At 74.5% G+C, this 14776-nt stretch carries 15 protein-coding genes and 2 pseudogenes; 5 read left to right on the forward strand and 12 right to left on the reverse strand.

Annotated features, from left to right (window positions below; genetic code table 11):
• Nucleotides 1-129 precede the first annotated feature (129 nt).
• From AB0J24_RS16150 to AB0J24_RS16165, 4 genes are all read right to left on the reverse strand, one after another.
• Complete coding sequence (locus AB0J24_RS16150) at nt 130-207, reverse strand: putative leader peptide (protein WP_358482113.1); 78 nt, start codon at nt 205-207, stop codon at nt 130-132.
• Between the two features lie 181 nt (nt 208-388).
• Nucleotides 389-1426, reverse strand: coding sequence for an ABC transporter permease (locus tag AB0J24_RS16155; protein ID WP_358681662.1), 1038 nt, complete (start codon nt 1424-1426; stop codon nt 389-391).
• Entirely contained in the window at nt 1416-2240 is an 825-nt protein-coding gene (locus tag AB0J24_RS16160) for an ABC transporter ATP-binding protein (protein ID WP_358681665.1), read from the reverse strand. Before AB0J24_RS16160 ends, AB0J24_RS16155 begins: the two co-directional genes overlap by 11 nt.
• A gap of 30 nt (nt 2241-2270) precedes the next feature.
• Nucleotides 2271-3368, reverse strand: coding sequence for an ABC transporter substrate-binding protein (locus AB0J24_RS16165; RefSeq protein ID WP_358681669.1), 1098 nt, complete (start codon nt 3366-3368; stop codon nt 2271-2273).
• A 695-nt stretch (nt 3369-4063) separates the two neighbouring features.
• On the opposite strand from AB0J24_RS16165, the gene AB0J24_RS16170 reads away from it, so the two are divergent.
• Both AB0J24_RS16170 and AB0J24_RS16175 read left to right on the forward strand, forming a co-directional pair.
• Nucleotides 4064-4162, forward strand: coding sequence for a putative leader peptide (locus tag AB0J24_RS16170; RefSeq protein ID WP_358681672.1), 99 nt, complete (start codon nt 4064-4066; stop codon nt 4160-4162).
• Between the two features lie 73 nt (nt 4163-4235).
• Nucleotides 4236-4709 (forward strand): annotated as a pseudogene (locus AB0J24_RS16175) (LLM class flavin-dependent oxidoreductase); the annotation flags it as partial.
• A 396-nt stretch (nt 4710-5105) separates the two neighbouring features.
• On the opposite strand, the pseudogene AB0J24_RS16180 reads toward AB0J24_RS16175, so the two are convergent.
• Nucleotides 5106-6026 (reverse strand): annotated as a pseudogene (locus tag AB0J24_RS16180) (LysR substrate-binding domain-containing protein); the annotation flags it as partial.
• A gap of 209 nt (nt 6027-6235) precedes the next feature.
• Between AB0J24_RS16180 and AB0J24_RS16185 the strand changes: the two are divergent.
• Nucleotides 6236-7498 (forward strand): Glu/Leu/Phe/Val dehydrogenase dimerization domain-containing protein, encoded by a 1263-nt coding sequence (locus AB0J24_RS16185; RefSeq protein WP_358681675.1) that lies wholly within the window; start codon nt 6236-6238, stop codon nt 7496-7498.
• A 61-nt stretch (nt 7499-7559) separates the two neighbouring features.
• Here the strand turns inward: AB0J24_RS16185 and AB0J24_RS16190 are convergent, their stop codons facing one another.
• From AB0J24_RS16190 to AB0J24_RS16205, 4 genes are read right to left on the reverse strand one after another with little or no spacing between them, the layout of a single operon-like run.
• Nucleotides 7560-7946, reverse strand: coding sequence for a HepT-like ribonuclease domain-containing protein (locus AB0J24_RS16190; protein ID WP_358681678.1), 387 nt, complete (start codon nt 7944-7946; stop codon nt 7560-7562).
• Nucleotides 7947-8387: a nucleotidyltransferase domain-containing protein gene (locus AB0J24_RS16195; protein WP_358681681.1), complete on the reverse strand. Its 441-nt coding sequence runs from the start codon at nt 8385-8387 to the stop codon at nt 7947-7949.
• 5 nt (nt 8388-8392) lie between these two features.
• Nucleotides 8393-8803: a DUF5313 family protein gene (locus AB0J24_RS16200; RefSeq protein ID WP_358681684.1), complete on the reverse strand. Its 411-nt coding sequence runs from the start codon at nt 8801-8803 to the stop codon at nt 8393-8395.
• Nucleotides 8804-8816: 13 nt separating this feature from the next.
• Entirely contained in the window at nt 8817-9593 is a 777-nt protein-coding gene (locus AB0J24_RS16205; RefSeq protein WP_358681993.1) for a DUF1990 family protein, read from the reverse strand.
• Nucleotides 9594-9971: 378 nt separating this feature from the next.
• On the opposite strand from AB0J24_RS16205, the gene erm reads away from it, so the two are divergent.
• Nucleotides 9972-10745 carry a 23S ribosomal RNA methyltransferase Erm gene (erm, locus tag AB0J24_RS16210; protein ID WP_358681687.1) on the forward strand — a complete coding sequence of 258 codons (774 nt, stop codon included), beginning with the start codon at nt 9972-9974 and terminating at the stop codon, nt 10743-10745.
• Between the two features lie 170 nt (nt 10746-10915).
• Nucleotides 10916-12109, forward strand: a complete 1194-nt coding sequence (locus AB0J24_RS16215) for a phosphodiester glycosidase family protein (protein WP_358681690.1) — start codon at nt 10916-10918, stop codon at nt 12107-12109.
• 9 nt (nt 12110-12118) lie between these two features.
• Here AB0J24_RS16215 and AB0J24_RS16220 read toward each other — a convergent pair whose 3' ends face one another.
• The 3 genes from AB0J24_RS16220 to AB0J24_RS16230 are packed head-to-tail and all read right to left on the reverse strand — an operon-like array spanning nt 12119 to nt 14776.
• Nucleotides 12119-12721, reverse strand: a complete 603-nt coding sequence (locus AB0J24_RS16220; protein WP_358681693.1) for a TetR/AcrR family transcriptional regulator — start codon at nt 12719-12721, stop codon at nt 12119-12121.
• Between the two features lie 28 nt (nt 12722-12749).
• Complete coding sequence (locus AB0J24_RS16225) at nt 12750-13769, reverse strand: PDR/VanB family oxidoreductase (RefSeq protein WP_358681696.1); 1020 nt, start codon at nt 13767-13769, stop codon at nt 12750-12752.
• Nucleotides 13766-14776, reverse strand: coding sequence for a metal-dependent hydrolase (locus AB0J24_RS16230; protein ID WP_358681699.1), 1011 nt, complete (start codon nt 14774-14776; stop codon nt 13766-13768). The genes AB0J24_RS16225 and AB0J24_RS16230 overlap by 4 nt, the downstream gene beginning before the upstream one ends.

Below are 14776 nucleotides of genomic sequence, written 5' to 3' on the forward strand. Positions count from 1 at the left end.
GCGGCGGAGCTGCCGGGGCCGGCAGCGCGCTCGCTGTCAGCCCTGTGCGAGTCCGCCGAGGTCGGCGGTTCCGGCACTGTGACGCGGTGCCGGCTGCCGGGCGGTCGGGTCCGTGGGGCCGGTCGGCGGTCAGGGCCGACAGAGCGCCGACGCGACGCGCAGGAGGTCGATGTGACCCCGCGTCGTCAGCAGCACCGAACCGGTCATGAGTGAACGGTAGCCCGGCCAGGGCCGAAACCCAACCCCTGCGGTTGGGATTGAACTCACCGTGTTTCGGCAGGTGGGAAGGGGTCGTACCGGTCCGGACACGTTGCGCGTCCTTCGCGGACCACGCGCGGTCCTCCGTGGCGACGTGCCACGGAGGACCCGCGTGCGCCGGGATCGCTGCTCAGACGGTCAGGGCCAGTCCGCGTGCCCGCAGCACCCGGCGCTCCAGCGGCCGGAACACCAGGAGTTCGATCCCGATCCCGACGATGAGGATCAGCAGGATGCCGGCGAACACCTGGGAGATGTTGCTGACGTCGGCCCCGTTCTTGAGGTAGGCGCCCAGGCCGATCCCCAGCGCGGGCCCCATCGCGATGATCTCCGCCGCCATCAGCGACCGCCAGGCGAACGCCCAGCCCTGCTTGCAGCCGGCCAGGTATCCCGGCAGGGCCGCGGGGAGCAGCACGAAGCGGGCCATCGCGAAGCCGGTCGCCCCGAGCACCCGTCCGGCCCGGGGCAGGATCGGCGGTACCTGGTCGATCCCGGCGACCAGGCCGTTCGCGATCGAGGGCACCGAGCCGAGCAGCACCACGAAGAAGATCGTGGCGTCGGTCAGACCGAACCACAGCACCGCGGCGGGCACCCAGGCGACCGAGGGCAGTGACTGCAGGCCGGTCAGCAGCGGGCCGATCGCGGCCCGGACGACGGGGACCTTCGCCACCAGCAGGCCGAGCGGGGTGGCGATGGCCAGCGCGAACAGGAAACCCACCGCGGCGCGGCTGATCGAGGTCCACAGGATCGACCAGATGGAGCCGTCCACGACGATGCCGAGGAACTCCGTCCCGACCGCGCCGGGGGCGGGCAGCCGGAACTCCGGCAGCACCGCCGAGGCCCACACCATCTGCCAGACGCCGACGATCGCGGCGAGCGCGACCAGCGGCGGGAGCCAGGTGCGCAGCAGCTGCCGCCACCACGGTGTCCGCCGCACCACCGGGGTGTCCAGCGCGTCCAGCCCGGCGATCGCGTCGGCGGTGTCGTGGTCGGAGGTGCCCCGATCCGGAGAGTCGCTGCCCGGATTGTCACTGCCGGGGGAGTGGCTGCCCGGATCGTCACTGCCCGGGTCGTCACTGCCCGGAGTGCGGCGGCCCGAGACGTGGTGGTCGGTGACGGTGGTGTCGTCCCCGAGCACACCGACCGGGCGGCGTCGGTCCTCACGCGGCATGGCTGGTGATCACCTGCCGCAGCCGTCCGGTGATGTCGTCGTGCAGCCGGGCCTGTTGTTCCGCGCCGTGCCCCTGGGTGGGGACCTCCCATTCGCGGACCACGGTGCCGGGGCGCGAGGACAGCAGCACGACCCGCTCGGCCAGCCGGACGGCCTCGCGGACGTCGTGGGTCACGAACACGATCGTCGTGCCGGTCGCCCGCCACACGCGCAGCAGCTCGCCCTGCAGCACGTCGCGGGTGATCGCGTCGAGCGCGGCGAACGGCTCGTCCATCAGCAGCAGGCCGGTGGTGTCCGAACCGGGGTCGTCGGCACCCAGGCCGGTGGCCGCGGCCAGCGCGCGGGCCAGCGAGACCCGCTGCCGCATGCCGCCGGAGAGTTCGTGCGGGCGCTTGCTCCCGACCCCCTCCAGCCGGACCAGCGACAGCAGCTCCTCGGCCCGCCGGGCCCGTGCTGCGCGGCCGTGCCCGGCCAGCCGCAGCGGCAGCTCGACGTTGTGCCGGGCGGTCAGCCACGGCATCAGCGCGGCCTCCTGGAACATGAACGACGGCCGCACCGAACCGACCGACACGGTGCCGGCCGTGGCGTCGTCGAGGCCCGCGAGCAGGTTCAGCAGCGTCGACTTGCCGCAGCCGGACGCGCCGAGCAGGCAGACGAACTCGCCGTCGGCGACCGTCAGGTCGATCCCCTTCAGCGCGGTCACCGCCCCCGGACCGTGGCCGAAGGTCTTGCCGACGCCGCGCAGCTCCACGGCGGCGGCGGGTGCGGGTCGGACACTGGTGACGGTGGTGCGATCGGTGAGATCGGCAGGCATCGGTGGTCCCCTCGTCGGTGGTGGCGGTCGTCAGCTCGCGTCGAGCCCGGCCGGGTCGATGGCGGGTTCGCCGGCGGCCTCGCGGACGGTGTTGATCGCGGTCGGTTCGAGGAAGCCGGTGAGATCGGCGGCGGAGTCCGCGATGCCGGCGGTGACGGCGTCCTGCGCCAGCAGCGGCCAGGTGGCGGCGAGCGGGTCGGTGTCGAAGGTCAGCTCGCCGAAGGCCCGGTCGAGCACCGGCTCGGTCAGGGCGTTCCCGGTGATCTCCTCGATCGCCTGGTTGGAGATGGTGCGGGCCTGCTCGGGTTCGTCACGGATGAACTCGATCGCCCGCTGCTCGGCGCGCAGGATCGCCTCGACGGTCTCCGGGTGCTGCTGCAGGAACTCGGTACGGACGATGATCACCGTGGTCGGGAACTCGCCGTCGGGCCAGAGGGTCCGCTCGTCCAGGAACACCGAGGCGCCTGCGTCGACCAGCCGGGAGCTCCACGGCTCCGGGAGCCAGCCGCCTGCGACCGTGCCCTGCCTGAACAGGTCGAGGGTGCGCGGGTTCTCGATGTTCTGCACCGTCACCGCGTCCGGCCCGTCGCCGATCGGGATGTCGTGCTCGTGGAGCCAGGTCTTGAGCGTGACGTCCTGGGTGTTGCCCAGCTGCGGTGTCGCGATCGTCTTGCCCCGCAGTTGATCGGGGGTGGTGATGTCCGGCGTGGTCACCAGCTGCGCACCGGCCGAGGTGGACCCGGCGACCAGTCGGACCGCCTCGCCGTTCGAACGGGAGAAGGCGTTGATCGCCGGGCCGGAACCGATGAAGGCGACGTCGATCGAACCGCCGAGCAGCGCCGAGACCTGGTCCGGGCCGGCGTTGAAGGTCTGCGGGGTGAGCCTCGTGTCACCGAGTTCCTCGGTGAACAGGCCGTTGCGCACCGAGATCAGCGCGGGGGCGTGGGTGATGTTCGGGAAGTAGCCGAGCCGGACCTCGGCGGCGGGGGAGGTCTCGGCCGGGGCGGCTGCGTCGCCGCCCTCGTCGGCGCGGGAGCAACCGGCCAGCACACCGACGGTGGCCAGCAGCGCGACGAGGACGGCGGCGGTGCGCCTGCGGGAGCCGGGGCGCAGGACGTGCGGGGGCATCGGAACGGGGTCCTTCCGTGGTGGGGCCCGCGCCGGGGGCGCGGGTCGGGGGCGCCGGTGACCGGGCGCCGGTGTGCGGGCGGGTGCACGGGACCGGGCGCGTGCAGCGGGCCGCGCGGCGGTCGGACCGGACCGCCGGACGGTCAGGCGGGCCGGTGCGGGATCAGCGACAGAGCTCGCTGTACGCCGGGGCGCGGCGGCTGGGCCAGAACGGTTCGAGGCCGGTCGGGTACACGGGGACGCACCGGTCCGACGAGAGCGTGGTGCGGGCCGGCCGGGACGGGGCCTCGCCCACGGCGGGCACGGCCTCCCGCGGCGTCGCTGCGGAGCCGTGCGCGCCCCGGAGACGCGGACCGGGACGCGATGGCCGTCCCTGGCACGTCGTCACCCGGACAGGGTGCGGGGTGGGCACCTCTCCGGACAACCCGGGGTCCATCCGCCAGGAAATCGACCAACCTGTCCGGACAACATCGGGAGTCCGCCCGGTCACCGTCCGTGGTGCGGGACGACCGGGCCATTCCGGACGCGTCCCAGGTCACTTGCGGTACGTCCGGGTTGACACATCCGTGGCACGACTCCCTACAGTCGACCTCGGACACCATCCGGAGCGGCCGAGAGACCCGGCTCGACGACGCCGCAGCAACCCCCCGCACACGCGGAAGCGGGTGCTCCTGCCGGGCACGATGGAGGGGATCATGCGGTCGGTGGCGGACCGGGTGCGCGGAGCGCACCACCCGCGGTACCGCAGGCACGTCGACCTGCTGCGGGTCGCCGGCGCGGCCTGTCGCGCCTGACCGCGCGACCCCGCCGCCCCGCCCCGCCCACGTTCCGCCGCGCGCCGCCGCGCGGCGAGGAAGCGATGCCCTGATGTCCACATCGGACACCCCTGTCCGTCCTGCGTCACCGCTGCACCTGGCGGTCGCCCTCGACGGCGCCGGTTGGCACCCCGCCGCCTGGCGCGAACCCGGTACCCGCCCCGCCGAGCTGTTCACCGCCCGGCACTGGGCGGACCTGGCCCGCACCGCCGAGCGCGGCCTGCTCGACCTGATCACCATCGAGGACGGCCTCGGCCTGCAGTCCGGTGACCACCTCTCGGTCCCCGAGCGGCGGACCGACCGGGTCCAGGGCAGGCTCGACGCGTCGCTGCTCGCCGCGTTCCTCGCGCCGCTGACCTCGCGGATCGGTCTGGTCCCGACGGTCACCACCACCCACACCGAGCCCTTCCACATCGCCTCCGCGCTGGCCACCCTCGACCACGACTCGCACGGCCGGGCCGGCTGGCGGGTCCAGGTCTCGGCCCGGGCCGACGAGGCCGCGCACTTCGGCAGGCGCGAGGTCCCGGCGGTGCGGCGCTCCGAGCTGGACGGCCCGGCCGCTGGCTGATCGCCGTGGTGCCCGCGTGTCGCAGCTCGGCTCACCGGCACGAGGACCACCCGGCGGCCCGACGGTCCCTCGTGACCCTCGAGAACGCGGTGGATCGTCCGGAACGTACTGACGGACGGTTCGGAGGGGTCTCTCCTGCGCGGAACCGCTCACCCGGTGAGCGGTTCCGGCGGACCCGTAGTGGCCGGGTCAGCTCAGTCCGAGCCGCTCGCCGCTCGCCCCGAGGTCCTCGGCCGTGGACGCGACGCCGGTGCCCCCCGCCCGGGCCTCCGGCGCGGTGGCCCGGCCGGCCCCCGGTGTCCGCCCCGGCTGCTGCTGGTCCGGCACCGGGGGAGAAGAGACCGGCGCCGGGGCGGGGAGCGCGGTGTCCGCGCCCAGACCCATCTGGGCGGCCGCCGTGCGGATCGCGTCGACGACCAGCAGCAGCGCGGCCCGGCGCCCCGAGTTCGTCCGGTAGGCCAGCGACACGGTGCGGGTGAGGGCGTCACCGAGCGCGACGACGTCCACCCCGGGCGGTCGCAGCGCCAGACCGAGGTCGGACACGAGCGTCACGCCGAGCCCGGCCGCGACCATCGCCATCGCGGTGGCCTGTTCCTCCACCTCGTGGTCGATCCGGGGGACGTACCCGGCCGCCTGGCAGGCGAGGCGGGCGGCGTGCCCGAAGTGCGAGCGGGCCGGGGACATGATCCACGGGTGCTCGGCGAGCTCGGCCATCGTGACGCTCGCCGCGGGCACCGCGCCCGCGGGGACCGCGGCGTAGAGCCGCTCCACGGCGATCACCGAGCGTTCCAGGCTGCGGTCCCAGGTCATCGGGTAGTTGGAGTAGTCGATGACGAACGACAGGTCGAGCTCGCCGTCACGGACCGCGGCCGCCGTCTCCTCGGGGGCCAGCTCGCGGCTGCGGACCACGACCCCCGGATGCGTGCGGGCCAGCGCGGTGAGCGCATCCGGGAGCAGCCCGGAGGCCACCGACGCCCACACCCCGGCTGTGACCTTCGCCGCGACCGACTCCCCGGCCTCCTCGATGGCCTGGGTCGCGCGCTCCACCGCGGCCAGGATCTCCTCGGCGTGCTCGGCCAGCAGCACTCCGAGGTCGGTCAGCTGCACCCGGCGACCGCGCCGTTCGAACAACCGGGTGCCGACGTCGCGTTCGAGCTGCGCGAGCTGCTGGGACACGGCGGACGCCGTGTAGTGCAGGGCCGCCGCGGCCGCGGTGATGGTTCCACGCCGGTGCAGCTCACGCAGCATCCGCAGCCGGGGCAGCGACAGATCCATGGACCGGAGCCTAGGCGTTGTGCAGGAACGCTGAACATCGCCGTGAATGATCCGTAAATGGACGCGGCCGTCGGTGCGGCCGCACGCTGGGGTCACCGGTCGACGAGCCAATGACCGGGGGGGACGACGAGGTCCGCACAGGCTATGACGCGACCGGCGTGGCCCCAGGCCAGGCGACCGGCACGAGCACGACGAGGAGGTGGGTCGCCATGACCACGATGCAGAACCCCGCCGGGAGCACCCCGCAGACGACGGTGCAGCAGTCCCCGGCCGTCCCCGCCATCGGCGCCGCACCCCTCGCACCGGCCGTCCGGCGTTCCGAGCCCTACCTGCGACTGCAGTGGAACGACTCGGTGACCGGCGCCGTCGGCTACCTCGTGGTGCACACGCTGCGCGGCGGCCTGGCCACCGGCGGCACCCGGATGCGGGCCGGCTGCACGCTGAGCGAGGTCGAGGACCTGGCCCGCGGGATGGCGAACAAGACCGCGACCTTCGACCTGCCCATCGGCGGGGCGAAGGGCGGCATCGACTTCGACCCGAAGGACCCGCGCGCCGTGGAGGTGCTGGAGCGGTTCTGCGAGGCCATGCGCCCGTGGCTCGACCGGCACTGGGTCACCGCCGAGGACCTCGGCGTCCCGCAGCACCTGATCGACGAGGTCTTCGCCCGGCTCGGCCTCGGGCAGAGCTACCACGCCGCGATCAGCCGTGCCGAGGACCCGGCGGCCACCCTGGAGCGGGTCCGCAAGGGCCTCAAGGCCGAGGTCGACGGCGGGTTCGAGCTCGGTGACGTGATCGGCGGCTACGGCGTCGCGCACGCCTGCCTGGCCGCGGCGGTCTCCTGGGGCCAGGTCCCCGCCGAGACCACGGTCGCGATCCAGGGTGTCGGCACGATGGGCGGCGCGGCCGCCTACTACCTGCACGAGGCCGGGATGACGGTCACCACGGTGGCCGACGCCGCCGGCACCCTGCACCGCGCTGACGGGCTCGACGTCCCGGCACTGCTGGAGCTGCGCGACGGTTACGGCGAGATCGACCGGTCCCGGCTGCCCGCGGGAGTCGAGGAGCTGCCGCGCAACGCGATCCTGTCCGCAGAGGTCGACATCCTGGTTCCGGCGGCGATCTCCTACGCGATCACCCCGGACAACTCGTTCGACGTCCGCGCCCGGGTCGTGGTGGAGGCCGCGAACGCCGCGACCACCCCGGAGGCCGAGGCCATGCTGGCCGCCCGCGGTGTCCCGGTGCTGCCGGACTTCGTCGCGAACGCTGGCGCGGTCGCCTGGGCCTGGTGGCTGCTGCTCGGCGAGGTCGACGACCAGCCGCAGAACTCCTTCGACCGGCTCCGCAGCGTGATGCACACCAAGGTCGCAGCGCTGCTCGCCGCGTGGGCCGAGGAGGGCATCACCCCGCGCGAGACCGGGCACCGCTGGGCCGACGACCCCGCGCCGGTCACCGGCCCGGTCGTCATCCCCTGACCGTGAGCTCCACCCGATGGGCCCGGACCGCGTGAGGTCCGGGCCCATCGGTGTGCACGAGTCAGCTCGCGAGGGCCGCGATCCGAGCCGCGAACGCGGCGAGGTCGTCCAGTCCACCGTCGGCGATGCTGCGGGCCAGCAGTTCGTCGTCGACCTCGGCGTAGAGGTGAACGATCAGGTTTCGCGCACCCGCGAGCGCGATCATGCGCGCGGCCAGGCCGTCGTCCAGGACGTCGACCTCGGCGAGCACCCGGAAGGCGTCCCCGTAGTCGCGAGGGGTGCGGTGACCGTCGGCCGCGATGACGTGATTGGCGAGGCCGATGCAGATCTGGGCGGCGGTCTGCACCAGATGCCGACGCCGGTAGGGATCGGGCCCGCCCTCGGCGAGCAGACCCCGATAGCGCTCCAGCATCACGAGCAGCCGTCTCACCCGGTCGATGTCCACCATCTAACGCAGGCCCTCCCGTGCGACCCGTGCGAGAAACGACCGGGTGGTCTCCTCCAGCACCGGACGGAACTCGATCCACCGCATCCGGGCGTCCACCTCGAAACGCACCCGGGCCGGCTCGTCCGCGCTGAACAACAACCGCCCGGACTCGGCGACCTTTCCGCGCAGTTCCAGCCCTGCGCCTGCGAGATCGACGACGTCGACCCGGGTGCCGAGTACCGGCGCCAGATCGGCGGCGAGCCGCGCAGTGGCGTCCAGAGCCGGCCGTGCCTCAGCGAAGAGCACCGCGACGTCGTGCTCACTCACCGGCGTCGCGGTGCCCTCGGCGCGCGACCCGAACAGGTAGGCGACGGCGACACCGTGCGCGGCGAACACGCCGTCGAGGTCGGGCCGCCCCGATCCGGGTCCCGGTCCGGGGCGCACGGCGGGCGGAACGCTCACGAGGCTCAGCCCGCGCGGTCGTCCCGGCCGCGTTCGTCGCGATGGCTCTCGTCGTACCGGCGCCGGGCCTCGACGTGTTGCTCGGCGCGGCGGGCCTCCCGGGTGGAGGCGGCCGCGCCCACCGGGTACCCGGCCTTCATCACCCGCGTCTCCGCGGCCTCGACCATGTAGACCAGCGAGTAGAAGAACCCGATGGACGCACCCGCCGTGATCGCGCCGAGCCGTACCCAGGGCGGGCCCGGCACGACCAGGTAGAGCAGCACCAGCAGCGGGGTGAGCTGGACGGCGGTGCGGGCCAGGTGGCGCAGCCACCAGGTCCGGCACGTGACGTCGTGCAGTACCCAGCGCCGGTGGCGCTCGGGCAGCCGGGCACCGAAGGCGTAGGCGAGCCAGCGGAAGGGGTTCGGGCGTTGCATGACGTCCTCCAAGTCAGGTTACCCTAACCCGGCCTGCCGTCGGTGCCGCGAACGCCCCCGGATGGCGGGCGACCAGCGCGAACGAGTCGCTGCGCAGATGCCTGCTGCCCTCCGGGGCGACGGCGATGCCGTCCGGGTCGGGGACCGGGCGCGGCAGAGGTCGCCCGGCCCGTGCCGCCCCGAGCAGGTCCCGGACCCGCTGCCCGGCACGGTGGTAGAACTCCAGTTGCACCCCCCGCCCGAAGAGGGCGAAACCGGTGGCGAGCAGCGGGTCGGGGATGCGGGCCCGCCGGGAGAACGCCCGGATCACGAACTCGACCTCACCCGTCGCGAGGTCCTTGACGACCTCGTAGGTGAGCCGGCCCTGCTCCAGGTGGCCCTGCAGGGTGTCGTAGGTCCAGCCCCACACCCGGGCCCCGTCGCGCACCTCGTCGACGATCTCGGTGACCCGCACCCCCATGTGGAAGCGCAGCGGGCCGAACCGGCCCTCCAGCAGCATGTCCCGGCCGAGCAACGGATCGTCCGGACGGAAGACGCCGCGCAGCCGGCGGTGGTCGGTGAACTGGTAGCCGCGCACCACCGTGCAGGCGCGTTCCCAGTCGCCGTCGGGGATCGGATCACCGGGCGGTTCGGTACCGACCAGGGCGCGGCCGTGGTCGACGTGCCAGTCGGGGTCGTCCGCGGTCCGTGGCGCGGCAGCCGGATCGACGTTGACCGTGAGCGCCGCGAGCGCGTCGAGATCGGCGGCCCGCAGACGTTCGGACGGGCGGGCGTAACGGGTGCGGATCAGGACCGGTCTCCATTCTCCTCGCGGCGCGTCGAGCCGCCGATCGTCCGGGGATCGACGGCCGCGTGCCCACGAAGACCGCTCGCCCCGATCCGCCCGGCCGTCGAGATCTGCGTTCCCCGCTCACCGGCCGGTTACACCCGAGCGGCGATGTCGGGACGGGCACATGCCGTACCGCGGAACCGGTGCACGCGGAAACCGGGTGCACCGGCCGCTACCGGCGCCTATGGTGTCCGCCATGGCCGCCTCCATACGCCTGCGCGTCGCCTGACGGCGGCGCCCGAGCACCTCCACCGCGGCACCGCCGTCCCCGCAGCCGGTCCCTGAACCCTCTGCCGGGCGGCGCCCCCGTGCGCGTCCGGCTCCCTCCCGGGAGCTTCCTTGGCACGCCAACCCGGCCGTCACGAGTACGGCCAGAACTTCCTCACCGACCCGTCGGTCGCTGCTGCGATGGCCACCGCCGTCGCCCGGTACCCGGCACGGCCGATCCTCGAGCTCGGCGCCGGGGACGGTGCACTCACCGAGGTGCTGCTGGATCTCGGCCGGCCCGTCACCGCCGTCGAGCTCGACCCGCGCCGGGTGCAGCACCTGCGCCGCCGCTTCGGGTCGCGGGTCGTCGTCCGGCACGGCGACCTGCTCCGCGAACGTTTCGACCGACCGGTCGACGTCGTCTCCAACGTTCCGTACGCCCTGACCACGCCGTTGCTGCGCCGGCTGCTGCACACCCCCCGGTGGGCGCACGCGCTGCTCCTGCTGCAGTGGGAGGTGGCCCGCAAGCGGGCAGCCGTCGGCGGCACGACGGCGCTCACCGCCCGCTGGTGGCCGTGGTTCGAGTTCCGGCTCCTCGGCCGGGTACCGGCCCGCGCGTTCCGGCCGGTCCCCTCGGTGGACGGCGGGATCCTGGAGATCGCACGGCGCGGCCGCCCGCTCCTCGACGGTCCGGTCGAGGGCTACCAGCGGATGGTCGACCTGGTGTTCACCGGCCGGGGTCGTGGGGCCCTCGACGTCGTCGCTCGCCGGTACGGCCGCGCGACCGCACGGGCGTGGGCGGCCGGGGCCCGGATCGAGGGCCGCCCGCTGCCCCGGGACCTGGGCCCGCACGACTGGGCGGACCTGTACGCCCTGGTCCGGGACCGACGACCCGGCAGCAGGTGACGACATGCCCCGCTCACGCCGGGGGGCCGGTGGTGACCCGGACCGCCCGCGGGCCCGGCCGGGCGTCCCACGACCGGGTGGACACCACCGGGGCACGCCCCGTCGGCCCACCCCGGTCCGCTCCGTTGTGATCGGCTCTCCCCGGCCGACCGGCGACCGGGGGAGTGGGCATGACGAGGCGGATGCGCGACCGGATGGTGACCCCGGCCGTCACCGCGGTGCTCGCGGTGCTGCTCCCGGCCTCCACCCCGGCGGGCCCCGGCACCGCGGCGGACGCCACGGTGCCGGCCGCGGTCGCCGGGCCCGTGACGCCGGCTCCCGCGATCACCCACCGCGAGGAGCGGATCGACACCGCGGGCGGGCCGGTGACCACCGACGTCGTCGTCGCGGACCTGCGCCGGTCCGGGGTGCACGCCACCCTGCTCACCGGTGCGACGGTCGGCGAGCGCGCCACCGTCCCGGCGCACGCCGAGCGGGCAGGCGTCACCGCGGCCGTCAACGGGGACTTCTTCGACTTCGCCCGCAGCAACGTCCCCGCCGGACCCTCGGTCCGCGACGGACGGGCACTGACCTCGCCTGTCCCGCCCGGACGGCGGCTCGCCCCCGCGGTCCCCGGCAGCGACCCCGCGGACGTGCTCGCCGTCGACGGGTCCGGCACCCCCCGCCTGGACCGGCTCACCCTGGACGCGTCGGTCACCGTCGCGGACGGGACGAGGCTGCCGATCCGCACCCTCAACGCCTACGCCGTCCCGGTCGGTGGCATCGGCCTGCTCACCCCGGACTGGAGCGGTGACCGCAACGCCACGCTGTGCGGCAGCGACACCGACCGGGACGCCCCCTGTGCACCGGACCGGATCGAGGTCGCGGTGCGCGACGGTGTCGTCGCGCAGGTCCGCCCGCCCGGCACCGGCCCGGTCCCGGACGGCGAGCAGGTGCTCGTCGGGCGCGACGAGGGTGCCGCCGCGCTGCGCGGGCTCGCTCCCGGTGACCCGGTCGTCGTCGAGCACCGGTTGTCCGCCGCGTCCGGTGTCCCGCCGCGGACGGCGGTCGGGGGCAGCCCGGTGCTGCGTGACGGCGCCGCCGTCCCCGGCCTGGATCCCGTCGTCCGCGAGCCGCGCAGCGCCGCCGGGATCACCGCCGAGGGACGGCTGATCCTGCTGACCGCCGACGGCCGCGAGTCCACCAGTGTCGGCATCACGCTCGCCGAGACCGCCGAGCAGCTGCGCCGCGCCGGCGCCGTGCACGGGATCAACCTCGACGGCGGCGGCTCGTCGACGATGGTGTTCCGCGGCCGGGTCGTCAACGCCCCGTCCGAGGACACGTACCGGGCCGTCCCCAACGCGTTCGGGATCGTCGCACCCTGAACCGGCCGGTCAGGACCGCCGCGCAGTCACCTCGAGCATCGCGAACAGCTGCTCCACCAGCCAGTCCCGCAGCGTGGCGCGGTCCGGCACCCGCCCGGCCTCCAGCCACGACAGCACCGAGCCCTCGACCAGCGCCACCCATCCGCGCAACGTCATCAGCTGCAGCGGAGCCGGATCCGGGACCCCGCCGCGCACGCACAGCAGATCGACGATGTGGTCGCGTACCCCGTCGACCAGCGCGTCCGTCGCACCGGTCGACACCACCGATCCGCTGCGCAGCAGCGCGATGTAGGCGCGGGCGTGCCGCTGCACCACGTCGAGGAACACGTCCAGCGCCGCGGACAGCTGCTCCTCCAGCGGGCCCTCACCGGCCAGCGCGACCCGCGCGATCAACTCGTCCGCGACGCTGCCCAGCGCCGCGACGTGCAGTTCCTCCACGCTGGAGAAGTAGCGGTAGAACAGCGCCCGCGACACGTCCGCGACCCTGGTCACGTCCTCGACGGCCACCTCGTCCGGGGAGCGGCTCCCGTACAGGTCGAGCGCGGCCGACACGAGCTGTGCGCGGCGGGCCTGCGGCGTCATCCGCCGGGGTGAACGGGCAGGGAAGGTCATCACCGAGAAGGGTACGGAACTGCCGCGCCTAGCGACCGAGGTCGACGACGACACGCGCGCCCTCCGCCCGTCCGACGCACAGCGCGGTGAGCCCCGGCCCCGCCGGGTCGCCCACCGTGGTCCCCTCGACCAGACGCACGTGGCAGGTGCCGCAGAACCCCTGCCTGCAGGAGTACGCGACGTCCGGCCGGACGTCGCGGATCACGTCGAGCGCCGTCCGGTCGGCCGGCACCGGGAGCTCGGGGCCACCGGCGAGCGCCACGGTGAACGGGCGGCCGTCCCGGATCGGCGGCGGCGAGAACCGCTCCGAGTGGAACCGCTGCCGCGCCGGCAGTGCCCGGCGCACCGCGTCGATCATCGGTGGCGGCCCGCAGCAGTAGACCGCAGCGTCCGGGTCCACGCCGGCCAGCAGTTCGTCGGTGCCCGGCACACCGCCGCCGTCGTCGTCCGGCCTCCGCCGGACGCGGTCCGGGGCGAGTGCGGCGAGTCCGCCGGACAGCGGCATCGACGCCAGATCACGGCCGGTGTGCACCAGCCGCCACGGCAGCCCAGCGGCGTGCACCGCGCGCACCATCGGCGCGATCGGGGTGATCCCGATCCCGCCGGCGAGGAACAGGTAGGACGGCGCCGCCGCCAACGGGAACGCGTTGCGCGGTCCGCGCAGCGTCAGCCTGGTCCCCGGGGTGAGCCGGTGCACCTGGGCCGATCCCGAACCGCCGGGGACGGCGCGCACCGCGATCCGGTACACCGACCGGTCGGCCGGGTCCCCGCACAGCGAGTACTGGCGCAGCAGTCCCGACGGCAGCACGACGTCGAGGTGCGCGCCCGGCCGCCACCCGGGCAGCGGGCCGCGCCCGGCCAGCTCCACCTCGGCCACGTCCGGGCAGGTGCGGGTGACCGACCGGACCTCGACCGGCAGCTCCCGGTCCACCGGGGCGGCGGGCCTGCGTCGGCGGCCGCTGCGGACCGACGCCTTCTGCGCGACGGCGGCGACCCTCGCCAGGGCTCGGGCGCCCCCGTTCGGATGCGGAGGGGGAGCGACGCTCATGCCGTGCCGTCGCGGTCGACCGGTGCCTCCGACACGTGGTCACCCGCGGCGGTGGCCGGTTCGGTGACGGTGCCGGTGGTCGGTCCGGTGGTCGGTGCGGCCGAGGTGTCGGCGCTCGCCTCCGCTGCCCGGGCGGCGGGGGAGGCCGCGAGGTAGGCCACCGCGGCGTCGGTGTCGCCGTGGTGCGCCGGATGGAAGCGCGGGTTCAGGTAGGTCAGCATCGCCCGGGCGAACAGCATCGGCCCCGGCACCAGGCCCCGCCGCGACGCCCGGAGATAGTCCCGGACCCGGGCCCGCCGGGCCGGTGACCCGCGCAGTCCCGGATCGCGGGCACACAGCTGCGCCGTCCCGGAGGCCCACAACCTGATCAGCGCCGGTGCGGTCACCAGCATCGCCCGGATCCGGCGCAGGTAGCGCCCGTCCAGGTGCACGTACAGGTCGTGCGCGACGGACCGGTGCTCGACCTCTTCCGCACCGTGCCAGCGCAGCATGTCCAGCATCTGCGGGTCCGCACCCGCCGCGTCGAGCTCGGGGGAGTGCAGGATCCACTCGCCCAGCACCGCCGTGAGGTGCTCGATCGCCGCGACCAGCCCGACCCGCTCGACCAGCCACTCCCGCGCCTCGTCGCCGGCCAGCCCGCGCTCCCCGAGCAGCTCACCGAAGATCCACTCCACCTGCCGGACGTACCGGGACACGTCGATCCCGGCCTCGCCCAGGTGGTCCAGCGCGCCCTGGTGCGACGAGGCGTGCATCGCCTCCTGCCCGATGAATCCGCGGACGTCCTCGGCCAGCGCGTCGTCGCGCACCAGCGGCAACGCCTGCGAGAACACCTCGACGAACCAGCGCTCGCCCTCGGGCAGCAGCAGGTGCAGCACGTCGATCAGGTGCGAGGCGAACGGTTCGCCGGGTATCCAGTCGGTGCGCAGTGCCGAGAAGTCGAACCGGACGTCGCGGGCGTGCAGGGCGATCCGGTCCGGGGCGATCCCGTCCTGGGGGGATGTGCTCAT

The organism is Pseudonocardia sp. NPDC049635, assembly GCF_040659795.1.
GTDB lineage: Bacteria > Actinomycetota > Actinomycetes > Mycobacteriales > Pseudonocardiaceae > Pseudonocardia.

What these genes read in the sequence shown, in the direction of transcription:
- AB0J24_RS16150 (WP_358482113.1), bottom strand. Translation starts at nt 207, where the DNA reads ATGACCGGTTCGGTGCTGCTGACGACGCGGGGTCACATCGACCTCCTG.
- AB0J24_RS16155 (WP_358681662.1), bottom strand. Translation starts at nt 1,426, where the DNA reads ATGCCGCGTGAGGACCGACGCCGCCCGGTCGGTGTGCTCGGGGACGAC.
- AB0J24_RS16160 (WP_358681665.1), bottom strand. Translation starts at nt 2,240, where the DNA reads ATGCCTGCCGATCTCACCGATCGCACCACCGTCACCAGTGTCCGACCC.
- AB0J24_RS16165 (WP_358681669.1), bottom strand. Translation starts at nt 3,368, where the DNA reads ATGCCCCCGCACGTCCTGCGCCCCGGCTCCCGCAGGCGCACCGCCGCC.
- AB0J24_RS16170 (WP_358681672.1), top strand. Translation starts at nt 4,064, where the DNA reads ATGCGGTCGGTGGCGGACCGGGTGCGCGGAGCGCACCACCCGCGGTAC.
- AB0J24_RS16185 (WP_358681675.1), top strand. Translation starts at nt 6,236, where the DNA reads ATGACCACGATGCAGAACCCCGCCGGGAGCACCCCGCAGACGACGGTG.
- AB0J24_RS16190 (WP_358681678.1), bottom strand. Translation starts at nt 7,946, where the DNA reads ATGGTGGACATCGACCGGGTGAGACGGCTGCTCGTGATGCTGGAGCGC.
- AB0J24_RS16200 (WP_358681684.1), bottom strand. Translation starts at nt 8,803, where the DNA reads ATGCAACGCCCGAACCCCTTCCGCTGGCTCGCCTACGCCTTCGGTGCC.
- AB0J24_RS16215 (WP_358681690.1), top strand. Translation starts at nt 10,916, where the DNA reads ATGACGAGGCGGATGCGCGACCGGATGGTGACCCCGGCCGTCACCGCG.
- AB0J24_RS16220 (WP_358681693.1), bottom strand. Translation starts at nt 12,721, where the DNA reads ATGACCTTCCCTGCCCGTTCACCCCGGCGGATGACGCCGCAGGCCCGC.
- AB0J24_RS16225 (WP_358681696.1), bottom strand. Translation starts at nt 13,769, where the DNA reads ATGAGCGTCGCTCCCCCTCCGCATCCGAACGGGGGCGCCCGAGCCCTG.
- AB0J24_RS16230 (WP_358681699.1), bottom strand. Translation starts at nt 14,776, where the DNA reads ATGAGCACATCCCCCCAGGACGGGATCGCCCCGGACCGGATCGCCCTG.